Origin of the sequence: Gordonia araii NBRC 100433 (assembly GCF_000241265.1) — a bacterium.
GTDB classification, from domain to species: Bacteria; Actinomycetota; Actinomycetes; order Mycobacteriales; family Mycobacteriaceae; genus Gordonia; species Gordonia araii.
This window is the reverse complement of record NZ_BAEE01000078.1, coordinates 1-23,804: the sequence shown is the minus strand read 5'-3', so window position 1 is coordinate 23,804 and position 23,804 is coordinate 1. Positions and strand designations below refer to the sequence as shown.

The following is a 23,804-nucleotide window of genomic DNA, read 5'->3' as shown; positions in this document are numbered from 1 at the left end:
CTCAGGCGGCTCGGCGGCCAACTAGCGCGCGGATGATTCGCCGGAAACGTCGACGACCACCACGGTGAAGTTATCGGGAGATCCCGCCGCCTCCACTGCCGCGGCGACATCGTCGGCGAGACGATCCGCCTCGCGCTTCCTGGCCAAGATGGTGAGCAACTGCTCGGGATCGACCACTCCGTGCACACCGTCGCTGGTCAACACGAAGCGGTCACCGGGAGGGCCTCGGTCTCGGCGATATCGGCGTCGCCGGTCCCTCGTGTGAGCGCACGTCCGAGCAGAGCGCGATGCGGATGTGCTCGCGCCTCGTCGAGAGTGAGTCGGCCGTCCTCGATCAGCGAGGCGACCAGGGTGTGATCGCGGGTCAGCTGATGAACGGTGCTTGCCCGGATTCGCCAGAGTCGACTATCGCCGACGTGCGCGACGCGGATGCGGCCGTCGTGCAGCCACATCGCGGTGAGCGTGCTTCCGCCGTCATCGGCGGCGGTGGAATGAGCGGCCGCGTCGACGGCATCGCGCAATGCGGAATCGGGATCGTCCGTAGCGGAGTCCTCGAGGCTTGCCATCGCGTCGACGACCCGGGTCGCGGCGACGTCGCTGCCGAACCCGTCGGCGACGGCGAAGACCGAACGGCCGGCGTAGGCCGCGTCCTGGTCGGATTCCCGCGCGCCCCGTCCGCTGCGGACCGCGGCGGCGAGGACGAAGTCGTGCTGTGTGCTCATGGTGATCTCCTCCTGTCGGAGTTCGGTGAGGAGACGCTGGACCAACTCGCCCCGCGCGGCGGTTTCGGCCAGCACTTGTCGCCAGTACGCCGCTACGTCGATTGCCGCCATCGGGGCCGCCAGGTCGAGCACGAGGCGGATTCGTGCGAGCGGCATGCCGATGAGACGCAGTTGCGCGACGAGCCGTGCGGGCTTCATCTGGTCGTGCGTGTAGCGGCGGTAGCCGGTGAATGCATCGATGTCGGCGGGCCGGAGCAGGTCCAGCTCGTCGTAGTGGCGCAGCGCCTTGGCGGTCAGTCCGCTCGCACGGGCGAACTCGCCGATACTCATGTGGTCCATGTCCCCATCCTGTCCGGTGACTTTCACCGGTCTCGGCGAGTCTCCGGCTTGCCGCAAGGGGAAGGTCAAGCGGCTACTTCTTGCGTGTCCCAGGCAGGACGCCGGCGTCGATGATCCCCTTGACGATCGGACGGGTGCCGTCCAGCAGCGCGTCGACGCCGGGTGTCGCCCAGACACTCTCGCCGAGGTCGTCGGTGGTGGCTTCCAGCGTGTTGTACAGCGCCGCTCCCCGGGCGGTGAGGCGATGCGCAACGTCGGAATCCTCGGGCTCGATCCGCTCGACGAGTCCGCGTGCCGCCAGACGGTCGACCGAACCCTCCCAATCGTCGTCGGACCAACCCCGCGTCAGTTGATTCATCCGGCGGCCCATGGCGCGGCGCCGGATCGACGGGTCGAGCAAGCGGGCCTCGTGGAAGACGCAGGCATCGATACCGTCCAGCCCGTTGACGACCAGTGCGGCGATGTGGTTGTCGCCGCGCCACTCGCGCAGAACGGCGATGTTGTGCCAGAGCCGCAGGATCGGCACGTCGGGGATCTCGGCGCTGGCCCAGCCCGCGGACAGGGCGCGACCGCTCAGGGGGAGCGACGAGGCGAGGTCGCCGTAGCGGTCGGCGAGTTCGGTGATGACGGGCGCGGTGACCAGCTCGCCGAGGATCGTGTGGAACTGCTCGTCGAGCATCTCGTTGCGCCGCGCGGCCACGACGTCGAGGCCCACCGAGCGTGCCTTCGACCAGGCCGTGTCGATCAGCGCCGGCGAGAAGTTGTAGAAGGCGGCGGTGACGACGGAGCTGTCGCACGGGCCCAGCGGTGCGCCGCGCGCGCCCACGTAGAAGGCGTGTGGGTCGAGGCCAGTATCCGCCTGTGCGGCTTTGAGGCCGGGGTTGAAATAGGCGAGGACGTGCAACGGCTCCAAGGTCTCGTAGGCCTTGCGTGCTGCGTTGGTCATGCGAACTCCCTAGTCGAGGTATCCCTCCACGGTACGACCGCGCACCAGGCTCAACGGGCCGAGTTCTGAGATTTAACTGACAGTAACTGTCATTAAAGCCAACCTCGGGATATGGCCCGGACCCCGCTCTCACCGCAGGCGCTGCTCGACGTATCGAGGCGATGCGCCGCGGTGATCGCCGAGAAGGGGTCGGCGGCGCACACCAAGGAGCTGGTCGAGGCATCGGGATTCTCCGAGCGCACGTACTTCCGTTACTTCCCGACGAAAGGGGAGTGCATCCGTCCACTGCTCGATCACGGTGACCGGATGTTCGCCGCGGAGGTGGCGCGGCGCTGCGCGGGCACCGACGGAGTTCGCGCGGGCAACCTCCTGACTCTCGTCGTCGATGCCTTCGTCGCGGCCTACGACGAGGGGCGCTTGCCCTTCGACCGCGCGTTGCTGGTCACGATCCTGGCCGATCCGCCGCTGCGGCGGATCTGGCTCGAGACCAACGACCAGACGGCCCGGTTGCTGGCCCCTTCCCTCGCTCGCGTCCTCGGCGTCCCCGACGACCACATCGACGCGCTCGTCGCCGCCGATCAGGCAACGCTGCTCGCCGTCACGACCGTCAAACGCATGGTGCAGACGGGTGAGTCGGCAGCGCAGGCCACGCGAATCGTCTCGGAATCCATTGCGCGACAACCAATCTCACGCCAACTCAGGCGCGATACTCCGTGAAGGGAATCAACATGGAACTCAACGACAAGGTCGTCCTCGTGACCGGTGGAGCCCGCGGAATGGGCGCTGCCTTCGCCCGTGGCATCGTCGACGCCGGCGGCAAGGTCGTCATCGGCGACCTCCCCGACGACGAAGGCGCCGCGGTGGCCGCCGAACTCGGCGACGCGGCCCACTACGTGCACCTCGACGTCACCGACCCCGCGAACTGGGAGAGTGCGATCGCCGAGACCGAGGAGCGCTTCGGTCGCCTCGACGGGCTGGTCAACAATGCCGGGGTCACCGCATCGGGCCAGCCGGTCGCCGACGAGCCGCTGGAGAACTTTCAGCGGATCATCCAGATCAACCTCGTCAGCGTGCACACTGGCATGCACTTCGCGATTCCGGCGATGCGCCGCGCGGGTGGTGGCTCGATCGTCAACATTTCGTCTGCCGCCGGTCTCATCAGCCTCGCGCTCACCAGCGGCTACGGTGCTGCCAAATGGGGCGTCCGCGGCCTAACCAAGGTGGCGGCCGTCGAACTCGGCCGCGAGAAGATCCGCGTGAACTCCGTGCACCCGGGCATGGTGCTCACCCCGATGACCGCGCCGACCGGCATCTCCGACGCCGAGGGCGCGTTCCCCAACAACCCGTTCCGGCGCGTCGGACGGCCAGAAGAACTCGTCGGTGTAGTGCTGTACCTGCTTTCCGATGCGGCCAGCTACACCACGGGCGCCGAGATCGCTGTCGACGGCGGATGGACCGCGTGCCCCTCGATGGAGTACGTCATGGGCCAGTAGCCGGCGGGAATCTGGGCACGGTCGGCGGGAATCTGGGCACGGTCGGCGGGAAACTGGGCACGGTCGGCGGGAATCTGGGCACGGTCGGCGGGATAAGCCTCAGCGTGAATCGAACGGTTCACGGCGGCTCCACCCGCTCATATGCTCGCGAAACCATATGTTCTCGCTCGCATCCTTCCCGTCCCGCATCGGAGCCCCGCCATGTCCGTCCTTCCCGAAGTCCTCGCCGCCAACGACGCCTATGCCGAATCCTTCGGGGAGAAGAGTGAACTCGCGCTCCCGCCGGCTCGTGGCTTCGCCATCCTGACCTGTATGGACGCCCGTCTGGACCCGGCCAAGTACGCCGGGCTCGCCGAGGGTGACGCCCACGTCATCCGCAACGCGGGCGGGCGGGCCAGCGACGACGCCATCCGCTCGCTGGTGATCTCCTACAAGCTCCTCGGAACCAAGGAGTGGTTCGTCATCCACCACAGTGACTGCGGTATGGAGTTCTTCACCGACGAGGTCATCCGCGGGTTGCTCGCCAACAGCCTGGAAACCGCCGCGCTCGGCGAGGACGGCTTTCACGACGTCGGCACGGGACCCGGTTCGCGGGAGGGCGACTACATCGACTGGCTGACGATCGCCGACCAGGCCGTGTCGGTCACCGAGGACGTCCGCCGCATCAAGTCGCACCCGTTGGTGCCGGCCGGCATTCCCGTCCACGGATACATCTACGACGTGAAGACGGGCAGGCTGGTGGAGGTGCCGACCGCCACCGAGGCGGGCCGGGCGGCCTAGCCCGCGGCGGAATCGCCGACTTCAGCTCCCCGAGCCGAGGATCCGCTCGAGCTGGTCGAGTTCGCCGCGCATGCTGCCGATCAGGCGCGGCACGCTGGGCGCGCCCGACGATTCCGAGTCGGACACGACCGATCGCAGCGCCATCTCGGAGATGTCGCCGGCGATCGCATCCGCGTCGTCGCCCGGCTTGTACCACCAGGCGATCCAGTTGATCATTCCGACGATCCCGAGCGCGGCGGTGCGAGTGTTCGTCGATCGGAAGGCGCCGTGGTGGATCCCCTCGTCGATGACCGAGATGAGTTCTTTGAGGACGCGGCGGCGGCTGGTGTTGTAGGTGTCGGCGAGCGCGGCGGGCAGGTCGGCCTCCGAGCGGATCAGCAGACGGAACCGGTCCGGGTTCGCCATCTGATGCACCGCCAGCGACCTCGCCATCTGGCGCAGCCGGTCGGCGGGGCCCGACTCCGAGGCCGCGTTGATCGCGGTCAGCAGTTGCGCGGGCTCCTCGGCGACCTCGCTGACGAGCTCGGCGAACAAGACGTCCTTGTTCTCGACGTAGTGGTAGACCGCCTGGCGGGTGAGACCGGTCGCGTCGGCGATGTCCTGCAGCGTCGTGCCCGCGACGCCGCGCTCGGCGAACAGTCGAGCCGCGTTGGCCTTGATCTCCCTTTCGACGAGGTCACGCCGGACACTGGGGCGTCCCCGGCGTGCCGGGGCGGCGCGCTGGTCCGTCGCCGAGGTCGCGTCCTCGGCGACGCCCGGGGGGACCTGAGCGGAGTCGTCGGCGGTCATAGCAGTCAGCGTAGACCCGGTCAGTCGACGAGAGAGACAAGGTCGACGCGCTCACTGGCGACGGCGGCAGCCGCGTCGTCGCGGTACCGGCCCGGCATTTCGACGACGACGCGGGCGCCGCCGGATCGCCGGATCCGTTCGGCGACGTCGAGCCGGTCGAGGGTCGACTCGCGATCGGCCGGCCCGGTGAGCCAGTACACCGCGGCGTCGGGAAGCTCCGCGAGGAGACGGTCGGTCGCATCGCTCCACGGCCGGTCGGCGATCTCGACGGCGGTCGTGGTCGCCGCATCTCGCAGCTCCGCCGGTGCGATGCGGTCGGCGGCCCCGTCGCCGGGAAGGGACAGGACCCAGTCGGTGATCGCCTCGGACCCGGGGATGTCGCCGAGGTCGCAGCCGGCGAATGCGGCCAGTCCCGACTTGGCGACGGCCGGTGCGGACTCGGCGAACTTGCTCAGCGACACTTTGCCCGCGCGCGTCATGTAGGCGAGCATGAGCTGCTCGACGGGCATGTCGGTCCGTTCGGGGAAACGGTCCCACCACGCCATCGACCGTTCGGCGATGGCTTGGAGATGGGCGACCGCCGGTCGCCGGTCCTCCTCGTAGGCCGTGAACGCGGACGCCAGGTCGTCGTGCGCGAGCAGCGCTCGGTCCAGCGCGATCGCGTCCTCCATGGCCAGCTTGGTGCCCGAACCGATGGAGTAGTGCGCCGTGTGGGCGGCGTCGCCGAGGAGAACCGTGTTCCCCGCGTGCCAGGCGGCGCACCGCACCGTCCGGAACCGCATCCACCTGGTGCGATTGCCGATCAACTTGTGACCCTGCAGGGTCTGGGCGAAGGCCTCGGCCAGATAGTCCAACGACACCCGGTCGGAGTCGTTCGGCGGCGTCTCGTCGGTCGACACGTCGAACCCGGCCCGCTTCCACGTCTGTTCGTCGGTCTCGACGAGGAAGGTGCTGCGGTCCTCCGAGTACGGGTAGGCGTGCGCGACGAACGTGCCGTGCTCGGTGGTGACGGGGGCGAACACCGCACTCGGCAGCGCGAAGTCCGTGCCGCACCACAGGTACAGGCCTTCGCCCCACGTGATGGTCGGACCGAATTCGTCGGGTCGCGCCTCGCGCGTCGCGCTGTTGATCCCGTCGGCTGCCACGATCAGATCGGCGTCCAGGTCGGCGGCCTCGCGGCGCTCACCGAAACGAAGTTCGACGCCCACCTCCCGCGCGCAATCCTGCAGGACCGACAGCAGGGTGGCCCGCCCGATCGCGAGCAGTTCGCCGTGGGCCAGGCGGACTTCGGCGTCGCCCACCCGCATCGCCATCTCGTGCGGGTGCGAGGCCGCCACGATCGCGTCGAGCGACGATTCGTCGGCGAGGCGAAGGTTGCGCTGGGTGCGCGAGGCCAGTCCGACGCCGAATCCGAAAGTCTTGTCCGGCATCCCCTGCTCGTAGACCGTCACCCGCGCGTCCGGGTGGCTCAGCTTGAGTAGGCGCGCGGCGTAGAGCCCGCCCGGTCCGCCGCCGAGGACCGCGATCGAATTGAGCTTCATGGGCGATTTCCTGTCTGTGTGAGTCGATCGGCGATGTCGGCCCGCAGCGAGACCTTGTTGATCTTGCCGACATTCGTGCGGGGCAGCGCGGGTACCCATTCGAGGCGCTCGGGCCACTTGAACTTGGCTACGCCGAGGCCGTCGAGATGCTCTTGAACCTGGGCCAGGGTCAATTCCCCACGGTCGTCGGTGGCGACGAGGTAGGCGCAGGTGCGTTCGCCGAGCCGCGGGTCCGGCATGGCGACGACAGCGGCTTCGGCGATATCGGGATGGCTGAGAAGCAACTTTTCGAGTTCTTCGGCGTTGATCTTCTCGCCGCCGCGGTTGATGAGGTCCTTCATCCGCCCTTCGATCGACACGTACCGCCGTCCCTCGATGACGCGCACCGAAGCCAGGTCCCCGGTGCGGTAGTAGCCGTCCGAGGTGAAGGCGCGGCCGTTGTGCTCGGGGGCGTTGTAGTAGCCGCTGATCGTGTAGGGGCCGCGACAGACGAGTTCGCCGACCTTCCCGTCGGGCAGGTCGGTCTCGGTGCCCGGTTCGACGATGCGGTATTCGTCGGTCGTCGCGATCGGCTGCCCGACGGTGGTCAGGCGCGACTCCCGGGGTGAATCGAGCGGCGAGACGAGGAACAGGCCTTCACCCATGCCGAACATCTGACCGGCCCAACGCACGTCGTCGTCGACGGCGTCGAAGATCTCCGGCGGCACCTTGCTGCCGGAAAGCACCGAACGCCGCAGCGTCTCACGAGCCGGCGCGAACTCGTCGAGCAGCAGCGCCTGGAAGTGGCCGTGGCCGAAGAGCGCATCCGTCGCCCGGCTGCGGGCCATGAGTTCGAAGGCCGGGACGGGATCGGGGTCGGCGAGCACCAGAGCGGCGCCCACCGAGTGCGCGGCGTGCAGCGCACACGAGACGCCCGCGTTGTGGGTGAGCGGAATCAGGTGTGCGACCCGTGTCTCCTCGGTCCAGCCCAGACACTGCGCGTAGAGCCGGCCGTTGTCCCAGTACTCCGCGTGGAGCCGGGGAATCACCTTCGGCACGCCGGTCGTCCCACCGGACAGCTGGAAGACGGCCACGTCGAGCGGGTCGAGGGATTCCTCGATCTCCTCGACCAGCCGCCGCGCCCGCGCCGGGGCGATGTCGTTGCCGAGGTCTTCGATGCGCCGCCGGCCGGCCGCGACGTCGTCCTCGCCGATCGTGAGGACGAACTCCATCGTCGGGCGGGCGGTGCGCACGTCGTCGGCGAAGGCGACGAGGTCGAACTTCGTGCCGGCCTCGACAAGATGGGCACGGGCGCCGACGGCCTCGGCGACGTGCCCGATCTCGTGCATGCGATGTGCCGCGAGCGTCGCCACCGGAATCAGCCCGGCCTTCAGGCATCCGTACCACGCCAGCACGGTCTCGGCTCTGTTCGTGACCTGGAAGATGACGGGGTCGTGCGGGCGGAGTCCGAGGTCGTGCAGACCGGCGGCGATCTGGTCGGTGCGCCGGTCCAGTTCCCCGTAGGAGTACTCCGCCCGCGTCGTGATCACCGCCAGCCGGTCGGCGAACCGATCGGCACTCGCGTGGAACCGGCGGGGGAGCGGGTCGTCGCTCCACTCGCCGGCGTCGCGATAGCGGGCACGCGACTCCACGGGCGGTAGGACGAGCCGGTCGCCCCAGACATCCTGTGTCACAACTGTTTTCCTTCGTGCGTCTCGTCGGGCATCAACGGTGTGCGCCGCTGGCGGGCAGCAGGCGGCCGATGTCCAGCGCGTGGTCGGGGTGGCTGGCCGGGACCAGGCCGGAGTACACCGCCGTCCAGCATCCGGGGCAGAACATCTGACGGAACACGACTTCCTCGTCGAGGTAGTTGTCCGGCGCGGCGGTGACCTGCGGTCCGGCGGCCGCCGCCGGCTGGTCGATCCGGGCGAGGGCGAGGGTCTCATCGTTGCGATCGCCGAGTCGCCGACCACAGTGGGCGCAGCCCACCGCGGCACCGTCGGCGCCGATGACTTCCACCAGGTTGTCGTCGAGCCGGGACGCCTTGGCCAGATCGAGTGTCGGACCTGTCTCGGGCACGTCGCCCGCGGCCGCGTGGCGCGCCTTGCGGATCTTCTCCCTCGTCGACGACGTGGCCCCTTCGTCGACGGTGTCGCCCGCGATGACGACCCCGTACTGCCCGGCGGCGGCCTCGACCGTCACCTTGCCCGCGTGGAAGTCGGCGAGTACCTCCGACGGCGGCCGGAGCAACGGGTCGCCGTAGCCGCCTCCGCCCTGCCAGTTCATGTAGAAGACGTCGTTCGGGCCGAGGTACGAGGACTCGTAGCAGGCACGGATCTCCGAATCGCCGCCGAGATCGTCGAGGCGACTGGGGATCCGTCCGGCCGCGAAGTCCGCGTTGACCGACGTGTTGCGCGCGACGACGCTCAGCGCCGTGTTGCCGGGGTAGCCGCCGGACAGACCGTTGTTCTGCGCGACGCCCTTGCCCGACGAGGCGATGACGAGGCCCATCGGCGTCGCGGTGCCGTACGGGATCATGGCGCTGGAGCCACTGACGCCGCCGCGGTGGCGACCGGGGCCGCCGGTGTCGGGTTCCTCGCGTCGCCACAGGGTCATCAGCGGGTAGAGGTACTCGGTCATCTCGATGTCGGGGATCCGGCCCATCGGGATGCAGTTCAGGCCGCCGGTATCCATGCCGTCGTTGTTGGGCCGGGCGCCGTAGCCCGCCGCCATCACGTCCATGACGATGTTGATGAACGGGTTCTGCGCGCCGCCGCGCTCGTCGAGGCCGGCCAGGACGGCGGTGTCGTGCGTGCCGCACGACGAGGCTTGCACGGAATCGCCCAATTCGACGGTGCGGTCGAGCATCTGTGAGAGGCACTCGCCGATCAGCGAGCCGGTGAGCCACGCGGGCCCGATCGGGCCGCGGCCGACAGCCGCCGGGAAGGTCGCGTTGTTGAGCGTGCCCTCCTCGGAGATGATGTCGAAGCACCGCATGATGCCGCCCGCCGACCAGGGGATGTCCTTGGCCAGGATGGGCAGCATCGCGAGCATCGCGCCGCCGCGCATCCCCGCGTAGGTGCAGTTGATGACACCGGCCTGAGGATCGGTGCCGGTGAAATCAAAGGTCAGGTGGCCGTCGGTCTTCGTCATCTTGAGCGTGATCTTGTGGACGCCGCGGTCACCTTCGTGCGACTGGTCCTGATAGCCGGTGGCGCTCCACGTCCCGTCGGGTGCCTTGCGGAGCTTGTCGCGCACGCGCGACTCGGCGTCGTTCATCATGCGCTTCATCACCGCCTTGACGGTGTCGGCGCCGTACTGGTCGACGACGGCCTGCATGCGGTTGCGGCCGATCGTGTTCGCGCCGACCTTGGCGCGCAGGTCGAGGCCGACCAGCAACGGAACACGCGAGCGGCGGACCCACACGTTGGCGACGTCCTCCTGCAGTTCGAAATCGCGCACCACGCGGATGGGCGGCGTCGGCACCGACTCGGAGAAGATGTCCTCGGCCGCCGGGGAGAACGACCCCAGGCCCACGCCGCCGAGATCCGGCTCATGGCAGACCGCACTGGTCCAGGCGAACAGCTTTCCGTCGACGAAGATCGGCTGGAAGACGATGACGTCGTTCTGGTGCAGACCGCCGCCGACCCACGGGTCGTTGCAGAGGAACATGTCGCCCTCTTTGACCTCGAGGTTCTTGAGGGTCCAGTAGATGGCCAGGTCGACGGCGCCGGCGAGCATCGTGTTGTAGAGGCCGACCTGGACTTCCTGGCCGAGTTCGTCGCCGATGGCGAAGTCGAAGTCGTTCGCGTCGGTCACGATGGGCGAGCCGGACATGCGCTTGAGCGTTTCGCCCATCTCGTCGGTGACCGACCACAGCCGGTGGCGGATCACCTCGTAGGTGAGCGGATCGAGGCCGTCGATCTGAGCATCGTCGACGGTGTGCAGCTCCAGCGACTCGGGCAGTTCGGACGGGAAGGTCTCGGGGTCGATCGGGCGGCTGACGAAGGCTTCCGATCCTGGGATGTACATAGCCATTTCTGCGGTGCTCCTAGTTCGGGACGATCGTGAGATTGCCGAGGTGGTCGATGCTGCCGGTGGTGTCGTGGGGAACCACGACGGTCGTGGTGGGAACCTCGATGATCGCCGGACCGGGGATCACGTGGCCGGCGGCGAGCTTTCGGTAGTCGTAGATATCGGTGTCGACGTACCCGCGCTGGCCGTCGAGACACACCGGGCGGGTACCGGTCTTGGCCTCGGAGGCATCCGGCCCGTCGGCGGTGGCGAGCGGCGGCAGTTCGGGGGAGAACGGCAGCACGCCGGTGACCCGGACGCGGTAGGTGATCGCCTGGATGCCGGCACCGCGGAAGCCGGTCCCTTCGCCGTAGAGTTCGGCGTAGCGGCGGTCGAACCAGTCGGCCGCGTCGGCGAGGATGTTGTCGTCGAGGTGTCCATTGGGGACCGGGACGGCGATCTCGGCGAGCTGGGCGGTGAAGCGCATATCGATCTCCCGCTCGATCTTCACCTCGGCGAAGGTCAGCCCCTGGCGTCCGATGGCCTCCAGCGCCTGTTCCTCGAGCTGCATGAAGTTGCGCTCGGCCTGCTTGGGATCCAGCGGCACGGCCGACGGGTCCGAGAGTTCGGTGGCCAGGACGACATCCGACGAGGCGAGGCCGTAGGCCGAGAACGCCGAGGCGACCTGGCCCAGCGGCACCACCACGGTGTGGACGCCGACCTCGGCCGCGTAGCGCGCGCAGTGCGCCGGGCCGGAACCGCCGAAGGCGTAGACGATGAAATCGCGCGGGTCGTGGCCGGCCTCCACGACGGTCTTGCGGAGCAGATCGCCGGTCTGGGAATTCTGTACCGCATAGATCGCCGCGGCGGCCTCTTCGACCGACAGTCCGAGTGGCTCGGCGATCCGGGTCCGGATCGCTTCGCGCGCGAGTTCTTTGTTCAGCTTCTTCTTCCCGCCGAGCAGGCCGCTCTCGGGAAGGATGCCGAGCACGAGGTTCGAGTCGGCGTTGGTCGGCTCCGATCCGCCCTGGCCGTAGCACGCGGGACCGGGGACGGCCTGCGCGCTGTGCGGGCCGATCTGCAGGTTGCCGCCGTTGTCGATCCAGGCGATCGCGCCGCCGCCCGAGCCGATCGCATGGACCTCCAGCGTGGGGACGTTGATCGGATGGTGGTTGATGATCGTCGTGGTGGACCGTACGGGCTCGCCGTCGACGATCAGCCCGGCGAGGAAGGTCGTGCCGCCGACGTCGGTCGCGATGACGTTGCGGTGACCGAGCTGCTTGCTCAGTGACAGCGAGCCGATCACACCGCCGGTGAGGACCGAGCCGACGGTGCTGATCGCCGTCTTGGGCGCCTCCGGTGCCGCGACCGCGCCGCCGTTGCTCTGCATGACCAGAAGCGGGCCGGCGAGCTTGTGCTTGCGCAGGGTGCCTTCGAGCTCGCCGAGGTAATCCCGGAGTCCGGGACCGATCTGGGCGCTCATGATGGTCGTCGCGCTACGGGCGAACTCCCGGATGCGCGGGCTGACCTCGCTGGAGAGGGCGACGAACATGTTCGGCGCGATCTCGTGGACCAGTTCGCGGATGCGCTGCTCGTGGACGGGATTGCGGAAGGACCACAGCAGGGAGACGGCGATGGCTTCGACGCCCTGGTCGACGAGCTGGCGGATCGAGTCGCGGGCCGCGTCTTCGTCGAGTGCGACGACCACGTTGCCGTCGCGGTCGATGCGCTCGATCACTTCCAGAGCGTGACTCTTGGGCAGCAGTGCGTGCGTCTTCTCCTGGCCCTGGACGTTCTGCAGCTGATCGGCGGAGCGCCCGAGGTAGCGACCCTCCACGTTCATGATGTAGATCGAGTCGCGGTGGCCCGCGGTGGTGAGGAACCCGACATCGGGGACATTGCCCATCACCAGGGCGTTGAGCGACGAGGTCGTTCCGTGGGCGATGTGGTGGGTGTCGGCGAGCATCTCGTCGAGACTGACGCCGAGTTGCTCGGCCAGCAGTTCGAGCGCGTTGATCACGCCGACGGAGTAGTCGGGCGGGGTGGACGGGGATTTGGCCGCGATGACGGTCCCCTTGCTGTCGTCGAGGACCGCGTCGGTGAACGTGCCGCCGACGTCGGCGCCGATTACGTATGCCATTGTTCCTACTCTCTTCGGGCTTCCATGGTGACACGGGTCACAAGCGTGCCGACACTGACGACGAGTATTCGACGTGAATGCAAATATGTCAAGCCGTTGCCGGAAATCGGATTCGATCGGGCGCATAGTTCACAGGTGAAGAGCAGGAAATGGGGCCTTGTTAAGAGATGCGTGACCGTTCCTGGGCGTCGGTGGTTGTGCCCAACCGTTGACAAAATCGTCATAAACGATGAATACTCGTCGTAACCGCAGAGTAATCGTCGAGAGGCCCACCCATGACCGTCCCGCACCGAATTGGGCTGGTCGTGCCCAGCACCAACGTCACCGTGGAAACCGAGATGCCGGCCATTCTCGGACGTCATCCGGTGTCCCGCTTCTCTTTTCACTCGACCCGGATGCGGATGAAGACGGTGTCGCCCGAGCAGCTCGTGGCCATGAACGCCCAGCGTGAGCGCTGCGTCATGGAGATCGCCGACGCCGATCCCGCCGTCATCCTCTACGCCTGCCTGGTCGCGATCATGGTGGGCGGGCCCGGGGAGCATCAGCGCGTCGAGTCGGCGGTGGCCGAGCAACTCGCCACCGGAGGGTCCGAGGCGAAGATCCGATCGAGCGCGGGTGCCCTCGTCGAGGGCTTGCGCGCACTCGACGCGAAGCGGATCGCCATCGTCACCCCCTACATGAAGCCGCTGGCCGAGCAGGTCGTCGAGTACCTCGAGTCCGAGGGCTTCATCGTGGCCGACTGGCGCGCGCTGGAGGTCGCGGACAACGCCGAAGTGGGCTGCATCCCCGGGGACAAGGTCATGAAGGCCGCACGCGAACTGGACCTGACCGATGTCGATGCGCTGGTGATCAGCTGCTGCGTGCAGATGCCGTCCCTCGATCTGGTGGAGCCGGCCGAGCGCGAGTTCGGCATCCCCGTGTTGTCCGCGGCGACCGCCGGCGCCTATAGCATTCTGCGCGCGCTTGGTCTCCAAGCATCGATCCCCGACGCCGGCAGCCTGCTGCGCGCCGACGTCAACGTCACCCCGGCCTGACCCTCGGAGACAAGGAGCAAACATGTCCGAGAAAACGCACCTGCTGCAAGGCGTCGACCACGTCGCCTACCCGACTTTCGACCCAGCGGGAACCGTGCGCTTCTACCGTGACACGTTGGGCTTCCCGGTGGTCCACTCCATCTGCGCGGCGGGATGGGGACCGGATCAGCACCCCGATTTCATCCACTTCTTCTTCGACATCGGCAAGGGGGATCGGCTCGCGTTCTTCTACTACTTCGACCTGAAGCCGTACGACGGCGGACCGCTGGGCGACTCGTACTCACGGTTCGACGAGCACGTGCCGGATTGGTTCATCCGGTCGCGCCACGTCGCCTTCCACGTCGACAGCGAAGAGCACCTGCTGGAATACCGGCGCCGCCTCGACGCGAGCGAATGGCCGGTCGAAATGCAGATCCAGCACGAGACCATCGAGTCGATCTACACCCACGACCCCAACGGCTACATGATCGAGATCACCAGGGCGCTGCGGCCCGTGACGCCGCAGGAGGATCTCGACGCGAACATCACGATCGACGCGCTCGTCGACGTGGTCAACGGACCGGCGCCGTCGATGGATGCGCTCCTGGTTCGCAAGGCGGAACTCATCGTCGAACGCGCCGCGGCGTGGCAGGAGGGGCAGGAGGCCGACGAGGAGGTGTCGGCCCCATGACCAGCGTGTTGATGCTCGACGTGCCCGAGAACCGGCCGATCGTGGCCGTCGCGGCCGAGGCGGACACCGTGACGGTCGAGCGCGTCGGCCCGTACTTCAAGGTGAGCGCACCCGGACCGATCGTGATCGATCGCCGTTCCACGGGCTGCCGGCACGCCGTCTGGTATTCGAGTGTCGCCGGTCTGCTCTCCGCGAAGATCACCCAGTGGGACAAGAACGCGATGCGGCTGGAGGAGCGGTAGCGATGGCATCGGAGGCGTCGGCGGCGCGCTTGGGCGCCGGCCGCTACATCGACGCCGCGGCGATCCCCGAGGGCACGGTCACGACCGTGCACGAACTCGACACGCACGACGGTGCCAAGGTCTCCGGCGTGCTGCGCACGCTGCCCGGCGCCGACACGGTCGTGAGCCTGATGCACCCGCGCCAGGACCTCACCCACCACGTGCTGGTACCCGAATTGGTCGCCCGCGGATTCGCCGTGTGGACCCAGGGCACGCGGTCGACCAACAACGACCTGAACCTGATCCACGAGCAGGCGCTCCTGGATGTCGCCGCCGGCCAGGTGTTCTTGCGGGACAAGGGATTCGGCGCGCGGGTCACCCTCGGTCACTCCGGCGGGGGAACGCTGTTCGCGTTCTATCACGAGCAGGCGGGCAAGCCGGCCGGCGAGCGGTTGTCCGCCACGCCGGCGGGACGGCCGGTCGATCTTCCCGGCGCCGAGATGCCCGTCCCGGACGGAGCGGTGTTCATGGCTCCGCATCCCGGCCAGGGCGCATTGCTGGAGCGGCTGATCGACCCGTCCGTGGCCGACGAGCACGACCCGCTCTCGGTGGTTCCCGAACTGGATCCGTTCGCCGAGGCCAATGGTTTCGTTCCCGCGCCCGAACCGTCGGCCTACGACCCCGCGTTCGTGGAACGCTACCGCGCCGCCCAGCGCGACCGGATCGCACGGATCGATGTCGAGGCGAAGGCGCGGGTCGCGGAGGCCGACGACGCGCGTCGGCGGTTCAAGACGTCGGGGGATCCGGCCGATCGGCGCGCGTCGTTGGCACCGCGCGTGCTGACCGTCTACCGGACCGATGCGGATCTGCGGTTCATGGATCTCTCGATCGACCCGAACGATCGGCCCTACGGGTCGTTGTTCGGCCGACGCCCGGACCTCACCGACTACGGCCTCGTCGGATTCGCGCGGTTGGTCACCCCGGAAGCGTGGATGTCGACGTGGTCGGCGAACACGACCAATGCCGACTTCCTCCGCTGTGCTCCGGGTGTTCGTGCGCCGACGCTGTTCGTCGAACTCACCGGTGATGCGGCCTGCTTCCCGCGCGACGCCGAAGCGATGGTCACCGCACTCGGCAGCGACCATGTTGAGCATCGCCGCGTTCCCGGCACCCATTTCGGCGGTCCGCTGCGGCCCGGCGAACCGACCGGCGCCAGCCTTGCGGCCGTGGAGATCGGCTCGTGGCTGGCAACGCGCTTTCCCGGGTAGGGCGGGCGGTCGGGGCGGTCAGTACGCCGACGCGGGTCCGGCTGGGGTGATGCCGTGGTGGCGCAGCGCGACATCGGGATGGGCGCGGGTGCGCGACTTCCAGGCGTTCTCCCCGTAGGTGCGGAAGATCGGGTTGTCCGGATCGGCCTCCACACCGCGTGATCTCGCGGCGAGATCCGGCGGCAGCTCGATGAGCGGGATCGTCGCGTCGAGTGCCGGGTTCAGGAAGAACGGGATGGAGACGCGGTCCGTCCCGGGCCGCGGGGCGCGCACGCGATGGCGGGTCGCGCGCAGATAGCCGCCGGTCGCGACCTCCAGCAGTTCACCGATGTTGACGATGAACGCGCCATCGACGGGCGGCGCGTCGACCCACTCGTCCGGTGCGGCCTCCACCTGGAGGCCGGTCGAGTCCGGCTCGACGAGCAGCAGCGTCAGCACCCCGGAGTCCTTGTGCGCGCCGACCCCCTGGGTGCGATCGTCGTCGCCCGGGTAGCGGACCACCTTGATGAGGGTTGCCGGTGCGTCGGCGAAGGCCGCGTCGAAGAAGTCGGTCGGCGCACCGAGCGACGCCGACCAGTGCCGCAGCAGACGCAGCCCGACCGTCGACAGTGTCGCCTCCCACTCCTCGAACGCCTCCCGGAACCCGGCGGGCCGCCGAGGCCAACGGTTGGGGCCCTGCAGATGCCAGTAGCCTTCGGCGCCGTCGACGACCGGTCGCTCCGGGCCGATATCGATCTGTTCACGCCAGTCGACGAGCCCGTTGGTCAGTTCCCCGCCGACGCGCGAATAGCCGCGGAACTGCGGGCTCTCCAACTGGCTGATCTCGTTCTTCTCTACGGTCGGGAGGGTGAAGAATTCACGGGCGAGCGCGAGGACGCCGGAGATCTGCTCGTCGGGGATGCCGTGGCCGATCAGGTAGAAGAAACCCTCGGCGTGGGCGGCTTCGCGCAGCGCGGTCCGGAACCGCACCGGATCGGTATCGGCTTCGCGCAAGTCGAGGATGGGGAGCACAGCGCTGTTCTACTCTCTCGGCGACGCGGAGTCGAGGTTGCGCTCGCCGCCGGAACAGTCGCCCGGCCCGTGGTGTTGCCGGAAGTAGTCCAACGGAGAAGAGGCCCATCATGACATTCACCGACGCCGAGCTCGCCTACCTGGGGACTCAACGACTCGGTCGCCTGGCGACCCAGAAGCCGAACGGGACGTTGCAGAACAGTCCGGTCGGTTTCAAGGTCAACGCCGACGGGACGATCGACATCGTCGGCTACAACATGAGCGACAGCCGCAAGTACCGCAACGTCGCCGAGAACGGTCGGGTGGCACTCGTCGTCGACGATCTTGCCTCGGTGAAACCGTGGCGGGTCCGCTGTGTGGAGATCCGCGGTCGCGGAGAGGCCGTGCCCGGCACCGGGGAATCGGGCGCCATCATCCGGATCCATCCGGAGCGCGTGATCAGCTTCGGTCTCACCGAGGACAAAGAAGCGCACAGCCTGAAGGTGGACGCTCGCGACGTGTAGCGCGCGGTTGTGTCCGGGGTCTTGACGAGAGTTATCCGCAGATCCGAGCCGTCCACAGGTCTCCTTGTGGCCGCAGTGCTCTGCGAGGGTCATGCCAGGTCAGCAGCATAGATTCGTGACCATGGGGGATGAGGGGGCATACGATGACAGCTATGACGACCGAGCTACTGGGACTCCCGAGAGGTCGATCCTTGACTCGCGGGGACCTGGACTCGATGCCCGATGACGGGCATCGGTACGAACTGCTGGACGGGATCCTGGTCGTGAGTCCGGCACCGGCCGTCAAGCACCAGCGCGTTGTCGCGAATCTCTATCGTCTCCTCCATGTGGCGTGCCCGGCCGAACTGGACGTGCTCTTCGCGCCGCTGGATGTCGTGCTGGCGGAGGACACAGTGGTGCAGCCGGACCTTCTCGTTGCTCCACGGGACGCCTTCACCGAAAGGGATTTGCCATCGGCGCCTCTCGTGGCGATCGAAGTGCTGTCGCCTTCGACCAAAGGGGTCGATCTGCTGCTGAAGAAGGATCGGCTTCGTCGTGCGGAATGTGCGCACTACTGGGTTCTCGATCCCGACGAGCCTTCGTTCACCGCGTGGGAGTTGCGGGACGGGGAGTACTACACCGCGGGTCGGGTGACCGGCGAAGGGGAACTGGTACTCACCGAGCCGTTCGAAGTGTCGCTGGTCCCGTCAGCGCTGTTGGAATGAGGCCGACGAGTTGGCCGGCGTCGAGTAGCCGACGTCAGAGTGTCCGGACCATCGTGAGCTGGTGAACCGGCTTGCCCTGATAGCGCAATCCGGGAACCTTCGGGGTCTCGCCGTACGGTTCGAATCCGTGGCGGGCGAAGAAGCGGGCGGCGCGCTCGTTCTCGACGAGGGTCTGCAGGTAGATGCCCGGGCATCGCGCTTCACGCGCATGCTGTGCGAAGGCCTCGATCAGTTCGCCTGCGGCGCCGGTACCGCGTGCCCGTCGTTCGACGTTGATGTGCAGGTGCGCGGGCCAGCGCGAGTCGTCCAGGTCACCGGCGGATGGCTTGCGGCGCACGGCGTTGGCGGCCGCGTCCAGCGAGGCTCGCAGGAAGAACCGCCGCGGACCGGACTTGGTGAAGAGTCGATGCCGCTTGATGGCGGCGGTCATCCGCTCGTCTTCGCTCGCGACCCGGCCGGTCCCCAGGCTGCCGACGAGGTAGCCGACGAGCGCCCCGTCGAGTTCGGCGACGAAGACCGACTCGGGCTCGTCGTCGAGGTAGGGATTGAGGTAGATGTCGAGTTCCGACGGGGTATGGCCCCACAGCGATTCGGTCGGCGAGCCCTCGCCGGCACGCTCGGCGAGTGTCAGCAACTCGGTGCGATCGTCTGGGGTGTAGGGCCGGACCGAGGGTGATGACATGGCGCCGAGCCTACCGGCGTCGGACGGATGCTTCGGGTGGTGCTCACGCCTCGACGTAGGCCTGCGCGTACTCCGCGGTCGGCGGGATGGGCTGGATGACGTCGAGAAGGACGCCGTCGGGTCCGACCACGATGAAGTGGCGCTGCCCGAAGTCCTCGTCGCGAATGGGCAGCACGGTGTCCACGCCGTCGACTGCGCTCAGGCGATCGTGGACCGCATCGACATCGTCCACCTCGAGGTTCACGATCACGCCACGCGGCAGTGCGGTGTGGCCGTCGGGAATCGTGGGGTGGTCGTGGGCCAGGATCGCCAGCTCGAAGGCGTCCAGGCGCAGGCTCACGTACCAATCGGACTCGTAGGTCGTCGAGAAACCGAGGTGGTCCCGGTAGAAGGCCGTTGCCGCTTCGACGTTCTGCGACATGAGTACCGGATAGAGGCTGGTTACGGACATTGTTCCCTCCTTTACGTACACTGCGTATGCAACAAGAATGAGAATACATACTCTGTGTACGTAAAGGAAGTGGCAAATGCCCCGCGCCTCCGCGGCCGACGCCGCGCTCACCGCCCAGCGAGTCCTCGATTCGGCGACCGACCTGTTCGCGTCCCGCGGCTTCGCCGACGTCTCGCTCGATGACGTCGCCCAGGCGGCGGCCGTCACCCGGGGGGCGGTCTACCACCACTACCGAAACAAGGCCGGCCTGTTCAGTGCGGTGGCCGACCGGCTGCAGGCGCGGGTCGCGGATGCCGTCGTCGCCGCGGCGACCGAAGCGGGCGAACGTCCGGGCGCGCAGCTCCGAGCGGGATCGCATGCCTTCCTCGACGCGATCACCGACGGCCCGGCCGTGCGGATCCTGTTGATCGACGCGCCCGCCGTGATCGGTTGGCAGGAGTGGCGACGGCTCGACGCCGAGAACTCCGCACCGCACCTGCGCGACGCCCTGCGCGAGGTAGGGGTCGCGCAGGATCTCCTCGACGCGACCACCGCGCAGCTCTCCGCCGCGATGAACGAGGCCGCGCTGTGGATCGCGCAGCACGAGGACACCGCGGCCGCCCGGCGTCAGGCGCATGCCGCTCTCGACACATTGCTCGCGACCTACCTCGACGGTCGCGAATAAATCGATGGCCGGCCGGGGGCTGGCCGAATATCGTCGAAGATCCGTGAACGAGTGAGTCCGAGAAGGGAGGTGGGTCGATGGCCGTCGATGTTCGTGCTGTCCGCAGCACTCCGACCAGTTCCCTCCCCACTTCCAAGGACTTCTCTTGTCACTCTCACCGGATTCTTTCGATCTGCCTTCCATCGGCTGGGACGCACAGCGCGCAGCCGAGTTCACCGATGACGCCGCGCGCGGTCTGATACCCGGCCGAGTCTCACGCGTCGACCGCGGGCGGTGTTCCGTCCTCACCCCGATCGGACCGCTGCGCGCGGCGACCACCGCACTGCCGCGAGCCGATGCCGAGACCGCCGTCGTCACGGGCGATTGGGTTGCGCTGCGCCTCGACGGCACCGCCGAGGTGGAGTCCGTGCTCCCGCGCCGCGGCGCGATCTACCGGGCGTCGGCCGACCGGACCTCCCGTCGACAGCCCCTCGTCGCCAACGTCGATACCGTCGTCGTCGCAGCGGCGTTGACCGGCCGATTGCGGCCGTCGAAGGTCGAGAGGCTGATGGCCCTCGCGTGGGACGCCGGAGCGACACCCCTGGTCGTGCTCACCAAATCGGACCTGTTCGACGGCGATCCGCGGGCGGCCGCCGACGAGTTGGCCGGATCCATGCCCGGCGCCGAGGTGATCGTGATCAGTTCGCTCACCGGCGCCGGACTCGACGGGATCCGCAGTCGGTTGCGCGGGACCACCGTTGTGCTCGGGGCCTCCGGGGTGGGGAAGTCGACGCTGGTCAACGTCCTCGTCGGCGACGAGCGGATGGACACCGGCGACGTGCGGACCGCCGACGACAAGGGCAGGCACACCACCGTCACCCGCGAGCTGATCCCCATCCCCGGCGGCGGTGTCCTCATCGATACGCCCGGGCTGCGAGGCATCGGGCTGCAGGACGCCGACGACGGCATCGAGAAGGTCTACGCCGACATCGACGAGCTTGCCGCCTCGTGCCGCTTCGCCGATTGCGGTCACCGCTCCGAGCCGGGTTGTGCGGTGCGAGCCGCGATCGACGACGGTGAACTCGGCGCTGATCGGCTCGCCCGCTACGAGCGACTGTTGCGGGAGAGCCGATGGGCGGCCAGTCGGGGCGACGCGCGTGAGGAGTGCCGGCGCCGCGACGAGTGGAAGGCGATCACCAAGCAGCAACGCGCCGACTATCGGCTCCGGGAGCGCAACGGCAACCGGCGCGGCCGTGGCTAGCTCAGATACGGATAGCCTTCTACCGGCATATGTTAAATTTGTCGATAGATTTTAACATAATGAGCTGGATGTGGTGAAGGAGCTGACACGTGAGCTGGAGTGCCGAGGTTCCTTTCGACGACCTGCCACCGTTGCCTCCGGCCGGTCTCGACCTGGAGCCCAAGCAGGTGCTCAAAGCAACGATCGAAGCACGGACCGCGCTGGCCACCCTTGCCCAGGCCGGTCAACTGCTGCCCAACCCCAACATTTTGATCCACGCTGTGCCGCTCCTGGAAGCGCAGGCGAGTTCCGAGATCGAGAACATCGTGACCACGGCGGACGAATTGTTCAAACACGCGGACTCGGGCGGCGGTGACCATGCCACCAAGGAGGCGTTGCGCTACCGCACTGCGCTGTTCGCGGGGGTCGAAGCCATCAGGAAGCGGCCGCTGACGGCGTCGACCGCCGTCGATATCTGCTCCCAACTGCAAGGTCGGGAGATGACGGTGCGGGCTACTCCGGGGACGCGGATCGCGAATCCTGCCACGCGGCAGGTTGTCTACGCCCCGCCCGAAGGTGTCGACGTCATACACGAGAAGCTCGCGGACTGGGAGCGGTTCATCCACGCGAAAGATGATCTCGACCCGTTGGTGCGCATGGCAGTTGCCCACTATCAGTTCGAGGCCATTCACCCGTTCCATGACGGTAACGGCCGCACGGGCCGTGTGATCAACATCCTGATGTTGATCGAAGCCGGCCTCCTGCGCGACCCCGTCCTGTACTTGTCGCGCGCGATCATCGCCAGAAAGAACGACTACTACCGACTGTTGCGAGCGGTGACAGCGGAAGGCGCATGGATCGAGTGGATTCTCTACATGCTCGACGTGGTTCGCGAGTCGGCAACGTCGGCGACGCGGAAAATCGGATCGATCAGAACGTGCCAAGAGGAGATCGCGGAGCGGGCCCGCGCAGCCACGCCCGGGGGTCGCGATGTCCAGTTCTTGGCCGTCCTTTTCGAGCAGCCCTACTGTCGCATCAATACTGTTGTCGACCGTTGCGAGGTGTCCCGTCAGACCGCGTCGTCCTGGCTGCACGCACTTGTCAAAGCCGGACTGCTGAGCGATATCAAGGCCGGGCGGGAACTCTTGTTCGTCAACGATGAGTTTCTGGACGTGCTTATCCGGCCTGAGTGAGGGCAAGGCTGGTCCGCGGGCGTCGGGGTCACAGTCAGCTCAGATGATGCACTTCCTGCAGTCCGTAGACGGGAGTGTCCATCCCCTCGAAGCGAGCCTTGAGCTGTAGGGCCAGGTACAAGGAGTAGTGCCGCGACTGGTGCAGGTTGCCGCCGTGGAACCACAGTCCGGGCTGCTGGGTGGGCTTCCACATGTTGCGCTGCTCGCCTTCCCATGGGCCGGGGTCCTTGGTGGTGTCCGAACCGAGTCCCCACACCTTGCCTACCTTGTCGGCGACCTCTTGGCCCATGAGGTCGGCGGCCCAGCCGTTCATCGATCCGTACCCGGTGGCGTAGACCACGACGTCGGCCGGCAGCTCGGTACCGTCGGCGAGCACCACCGAGTTCTCGGTGAGATGGTCGACCTCGCCCTTGGCGAGCTTGATGGTGCCGTCGGCGACGAGTTCGCTGGCACCGACGTTGATGTAGTAGCCCGAGCCGCGTCGCAGGTACTTCATGAAGAGGCCGGAGTCGTCGTCGCCGAAATCGAGGTCGAAGCCGACGGCCGCCAAACGCTGGTAGAACTCCTTGTCGCGTTCGCGGATCTCGTCGTAGATCGGGATCTGCCACTGGTGCATGATCCGGTACGGCATGGAGGCGAAGATCAGGTCCGCCTTCTTCGTCGTCATCCCCGAATCGACGGCTTCCTGGCTGTAGAGCGCGCCCAGGCCGATCTCCATCAGGGAATCGGATTTCACGATGTGGGTCGACGAGCGCTGCACCATCGTGGTGTCGACGCCGTTCTCGACCAGGGCCTTGCAGATGTCGTGTGCGGAGTTGTTGGCGCCGATCACGACGACCTTCTTGCCGGCATAGCCGTCGGGGCCGGGGTGCTCGCTGGAGTGGTGCTGCTCGCCGGTGAAGATGTTCTGCCCGGGGAAGGTCGGGACGTTCTTCTTACCCGACATCCCGGTCGCGAGCACGAGCTGGCGCGGGTGCAGGGTGAGCTTCTCGCCGTCCCGGTCGACCTCGACGGTCCAGCGCTGGGCCTGTTCGTCGTAGCTGGCGCTGGTGCAAGTGGTCTTGGACCAGTACGGCACCTCCATCACGCGCGTGTAGAACTCCAGCCAATCGCCGATCTTGTCCTTCGGTGCGAACACCGGCCAGTTCTCCGGGAACGGGAGGTAAGGCAGGTGGTCGTACCAGACCGGGTCGTGCAGGCACAGCGACTTGTAGCGCTTGCGCCACTGGTCGCCTGGGCGGTCGTGGCGGTCGACGACGATGGACGGCACGCCGAGCTGGCGCAGTCGCGCGCCGAGGGCGATGCCGCCCTGTCCGCCGCCGATCACCAGCACGTAGGGCTGCGCGGCGCGACCGAGTTCGGCCTCTTCGTCTTCCCGCTTCTCCGCCCACGACCGCCGGTCGGTGTCGGCGCCGTGGACCGCGCCGAGCGGGCGGGCGTG

Annotated in this window: 24 protein-coding genes; 12 read left to right on the top strand and 12 right to left on the bottom strand. The window is 67.7% G+C overall.

Translation table 11 applies throughout. The annotated features are described in order from the left end of the window. Positions 1 to 21: 21 nt before the first annotated feature. The 3 genes from GOARA_RS19100 to GOARA_RS16920 all read right to left on the bottom strand — a co-directional run bounded on the left by GOARA_RS19100 (position 22) and on the right by GOARA_RS16920 (position 2,007). Positions 22 to 204 carry a hypothetical protein gene (locus GOARA_RS19100; RefSeq protein WP_007323651.1) on the bottom strand — a complete coding sequence of 61 codons (183 nt, stop codon included), beginning with the start codon at positions 202 to 204 and terminating at the stop codon, positions 22 to 24. Continuing rightward, a complete protein-coding gene (locus tag GOARA_RS16925; RefSeq protein ID WP_007323650.1) occupies positions 198 to 1,061 on the bottom strand; it encodes a MerR family transcriptional regulator in 864 nt (287 codons plus the stop codon). Before GOARA_RS16925 ends, GOARA_RS19100 begins: the two co-directional genes overlap by 7 nt. Positions 1,062 to 1,134: 73 nt before the next feature. Then, positions 1,135 to 2,007, bottom strand: coding sequence for an SCO6745 family protein (locus GOARA_RS16920; protein WP_007323649.1), 873 nt, complete (start codon positions 2,005 to 2,007; stop codon positions 1,135 to 1,137). A gap of 111 nt (positions 2,008 to 2,118) precedes the next feature. On the opposite strand from GOARA_RS16920, the gene GOARA_RS16915 reads away from it, so the two are divergent. The 3 genes from GOARA_RS16915 (at position 2,119) to GOARA_RS16905 (ending at position 4,280) form a co-directional block, all read left to right on the top strand. Continuing rightward, the gene (locus GOARA_RS16915; protein ID WP_007323648.1) at positions 2,119 to 2,724 is read left to right on the top strand and encodes a TetR/AcrR family transcriptional regulator; all 606 of its coding nucleotides are present in this window, start codon (positions 2,119 to 2,121) and stop codon (positions 2,722 to 2,724) included. Between the two features lie 11 nt (positions 2,725 to 2,735). Then, positions 2,736 to 3,500, top strand: coding sequence for a glucose 1-dehydrogenase (locus GOARA_RS16910; protein WP_007323647.1), 765 nt, complete (start codon positions 2,736 to 2,738; stop codon positions 3,498 to 3,500). A gap of 201 nt (positions 3,501 to 3,701) precedes the next feature. Then, positions 3,702 to 4,280, top strand: a complete 579-nt coding sequence (locus GOARA_RS16905; RefSeq protein WP_007323645.1) for a beta-class carbonic anhydrase — start codon at positions 3,702 to 3,704, stop codon at positions 4,278 to 4,280. 21 nt (positions 4,281 to 4,301) lie between these two features. Here the strand turns inward: GOARA_RS16905 and GOARA_RS16900 are convergent, their stop codons facing one another. Genes GOARA_RS16900 through GOARA_RS16880 form a run of 5 tightly spaced genes read right to left on the bottom strand, consistent with a single transcriptional unit; the run spans position 4,302 to position 12,743 of the window. Continuing rightward, complete coding sequence (locus tag GOARA_RS16900; RefSeq protein ID WP_007323644.1) at positions 4,302 to 5,069, bottom strand: TetR-type transcription factor C-terminal domain-containing protein; 768 nt, start codon at positions 5,067 to 5,069, stop codon at positions 4,302 to 4,304. A gap of 20 nt (positions 5,070 to 5,089) precedes the next feature. Next, positions 5,090 to 6,610 (bottom strand): FAD-dependent monooxygenase, encoded by a 1,521-nt coding sequence (locus GOARA_RS16895; protein ID WP_007323643.1) that lies wholly within the window; start codon positions 6,608 to 6,610, stop codon positions 5,090 to 5,092. Continuing rightward, positions 6,607 to 8,283, bottom strand: a complete 1,677-nt coding sequence (locus tag GOARA_RS16890) for a (2,3-dihydroxybenzoyl)adenylate synthase (protein WP_007323642.1) — start codon at positions 8,281 to 8,283, stop codon at positions 6,607 to 6,609. Before GOARA_RS16890 ends, GOARA_RS16895 begins: the two co-directional genes overlap by 4 nt. A gap of 31 nt (positions 8,284 to 8,314) precedes the next feature. Then, entirely contained in the window at positions 8,315 to 10,627 is a 2,313-nt protein-coding gene (locus GOARA_RS16885) for a hydantoinase B/oxoprolinase family protein (RefSeq protein WP_007323641.1), read from the bottom strand. 13 nt (positions 10,628 to 10,640) lie between these two features. Then, on the bottom strand, positions 10,641 to 12,743 hold the full coding sequence (locus GOARA_RS16880; protein ID WP_007323640.1) for a hydantoinase/oxoprolinase family protein: 2,103 nt from the start codon (positions 12,741 to 12,743) through the stop codon (positions 10,641 to 10,643). 275 nt (positions 12,744 to 13,018) lie between these two features. Here GOARA_RS16880 and GOARA_RS16875 point away from each other — a divergent pair, with 275 nt between their 5' ends. Genes GOARA_RS16875 through GOARA_RS16860 form a run of 4 tightly spaced genes read left to right on the top strand, consistent with a single transcriptional unit; the run spans position 13,019 to position 15,936 of the window. Then, on the top strand, positions 13,019 to 13,777 hold the full coding sequence (locus tag GOARA_RS16875) for a maleate cis-trans isomerase family protein (protein WP_007323639.1): 759 nt from the start codon (positions 13,019 to 13,021) through the stop codon (positions 13,775 to 13,777). 22 nt (positions 13,778 to 13,799) lie between these two features. Further along, positions 13,800 to 14,447 carry a VOC family protein gene (locus tag GOARA_RS16870; RefSeq protein ID WP_007323638.1) on the top strand — a complete coding sequence of 216 codons (648 nt, stop codon included), beginning with the start codon at positions 13,800 to 13,802 and terminating at the stop codon, positions 14,445 to 14,447. Continuing rightward, positions 14,444 to 14,689, top strand: a complete 246-nt coding sequence (locus tag GOARA_RS16865; protein ID WP_007323637.1) for a hypothetical protein — start codon at positions 14,444 to 14,446, stop codon at positions 14,687 to 14,689. Before GOARA_RS16870 ends, GOARA_RS16865 begins: the two co-directional genes overlap by 4 nt. Before the next feature lie 2 nt (positions 14,690 to 14,691). After that, a complete protein-coding gene (locus GOARA_RS16860; protein WP_040523855.1) occupies positions 14,692 to 15,936 on the top strand; it encodes a hypothetical protein in 1,245 nt (414 codons plus the stop codon). A gap of 18 nt (positions 15,937 to 15,954) precedes the next feature. Here GOARA_RS16860 and GOARA_RS16855 read toward each other — a convergent pair whose 3' ends face one another. Then, positions 15,955 to 16,947, bottom strand: coding sequence for an isopenicillin N synthase family dioxygenase (locus GOARA_RS16855; RefSeq protein WP_007323635.1), 993 nt, complete (start codon positions 16,945 to 16,947; stop codon positions 15,955 to 15,957). A gap of 110 nt (positions 16,948 to 17,057) precedes the next feature. Between GOARA_RS16855 and GOARA_RS16850 the strand changes: the two genes are divergently transcribed. Continuing rightward, positions 17,058 to 17,450 (top strand): PPOX class F420-dependent oxidoreductase, encoded by a 393-nt coding sequence (locus GOARA_RS16850; RefSeq protein WP_007323634.1) that lies wholly within the window; start codon positions 17,058 to 17,060, stop codon positions 17,448 to 17,450. Positions 17,451 to 17,593: 143 nt separating this feature from the next. Further along, entirely contained in the window at positions 17,594 to 18,154 is a 561-nt protein-coding gene (locus GOARA_RS16845) for a Uma2 family endonuclease (protein ID WP_040523854.1), read from the top strand. A gap of 34 nt (positions 18,155 to 18,188) precedes the next feature. Here GOARA_RS16845 and GOARA_RS16840 read toward each other — a convergent pair whose 3' ends face one another. Beyond that, positions 18,189 to 18,836, bottom strand: coding sequence for a GNAT family N-acetyltransferase (locus tag GOARA_RS16840; protein ID WP_007323632.1), 648 nt, complete (start codon positions 18,834 to 18,836; stop codon positions 18,189 to 18,191). Positions 18,837 to 18,879: 43 nt separating this feature from the next. Further along, the gene (locus GOARA_RS16835; RefSeq protein WP_007323631.1) at positions 18,880 to 19,287 is read right to left on the bottom strand and encodes a VOC family protein; all 408 of its coding nucleotides are present in this window, start codon (positions 19,285 to 19,287) and stop codon (positions 18,880 to 18,882) included. A gap of 76 nt (positions 19,288 to 19,363) precedes the next feature. On the opposite strand from GOARA_RS16835, the gene GOARA_RS16830 reads away from it, so the two are divergent. The 3 genes from GOARA_RS16830 (at position 19,364) to GOARA_RS16820 (ending at position 22,363) form a co-directional block, all read left to right on the top strand. Continuing rightward, positions 19,364 to 19,951 carry a TetR/AcrR family transcriptional regulator gene (locus tag GOARA_RS16830; protein WP_007323630.1) on the top strand — a complete coding sequence of 196 codons (588 nt, stop codon included), beginning with the start codon at positions 19,364 to 19,366 and terminating at the stop codon, positions 19,949 to 19,951. A gap of 145 nt (positions 19,952 to 20,096) precedes the next feature. Continuing rightward, positions 20,097 to 21,191, top strand: a complete 1,095-nt coding sequence (gene rsgA / locus GOARA_RS16825; protein WP_007323629.1) for a ribosome small subunit-dependent GTPase A — start codon at positions 20,097 to 20,099, stop codon at positions 21,189 to 21,191. 89 nt (positions 21,192 to 21,280) lie between these two features. Next, positions 21,281 to 22,363, top strand: coding sequence for a Fic family protein (locus GOARA_RS16820; RefSeq protein WP_007323628.1), 1,083 nt, complete (start codon positions 21,281 to 21,283; stop codon positions 22,361 to 22,363). A gap of 34 nt (positions 22,364 to 22,397) precedes the next feature. Here the strand turns inward: GOARA_RS16820 and GOARA_RS16815 are convergent. Then, positions 22,398 to 23,804, bottom strand: a 1,407-nt coding sequence (locus GOARA_RS16815; RefSeq protein ID WP_007323627.1) for a flavin-containing monooxygenase, incomplete at its 5' end; no start/stop codon positions are given.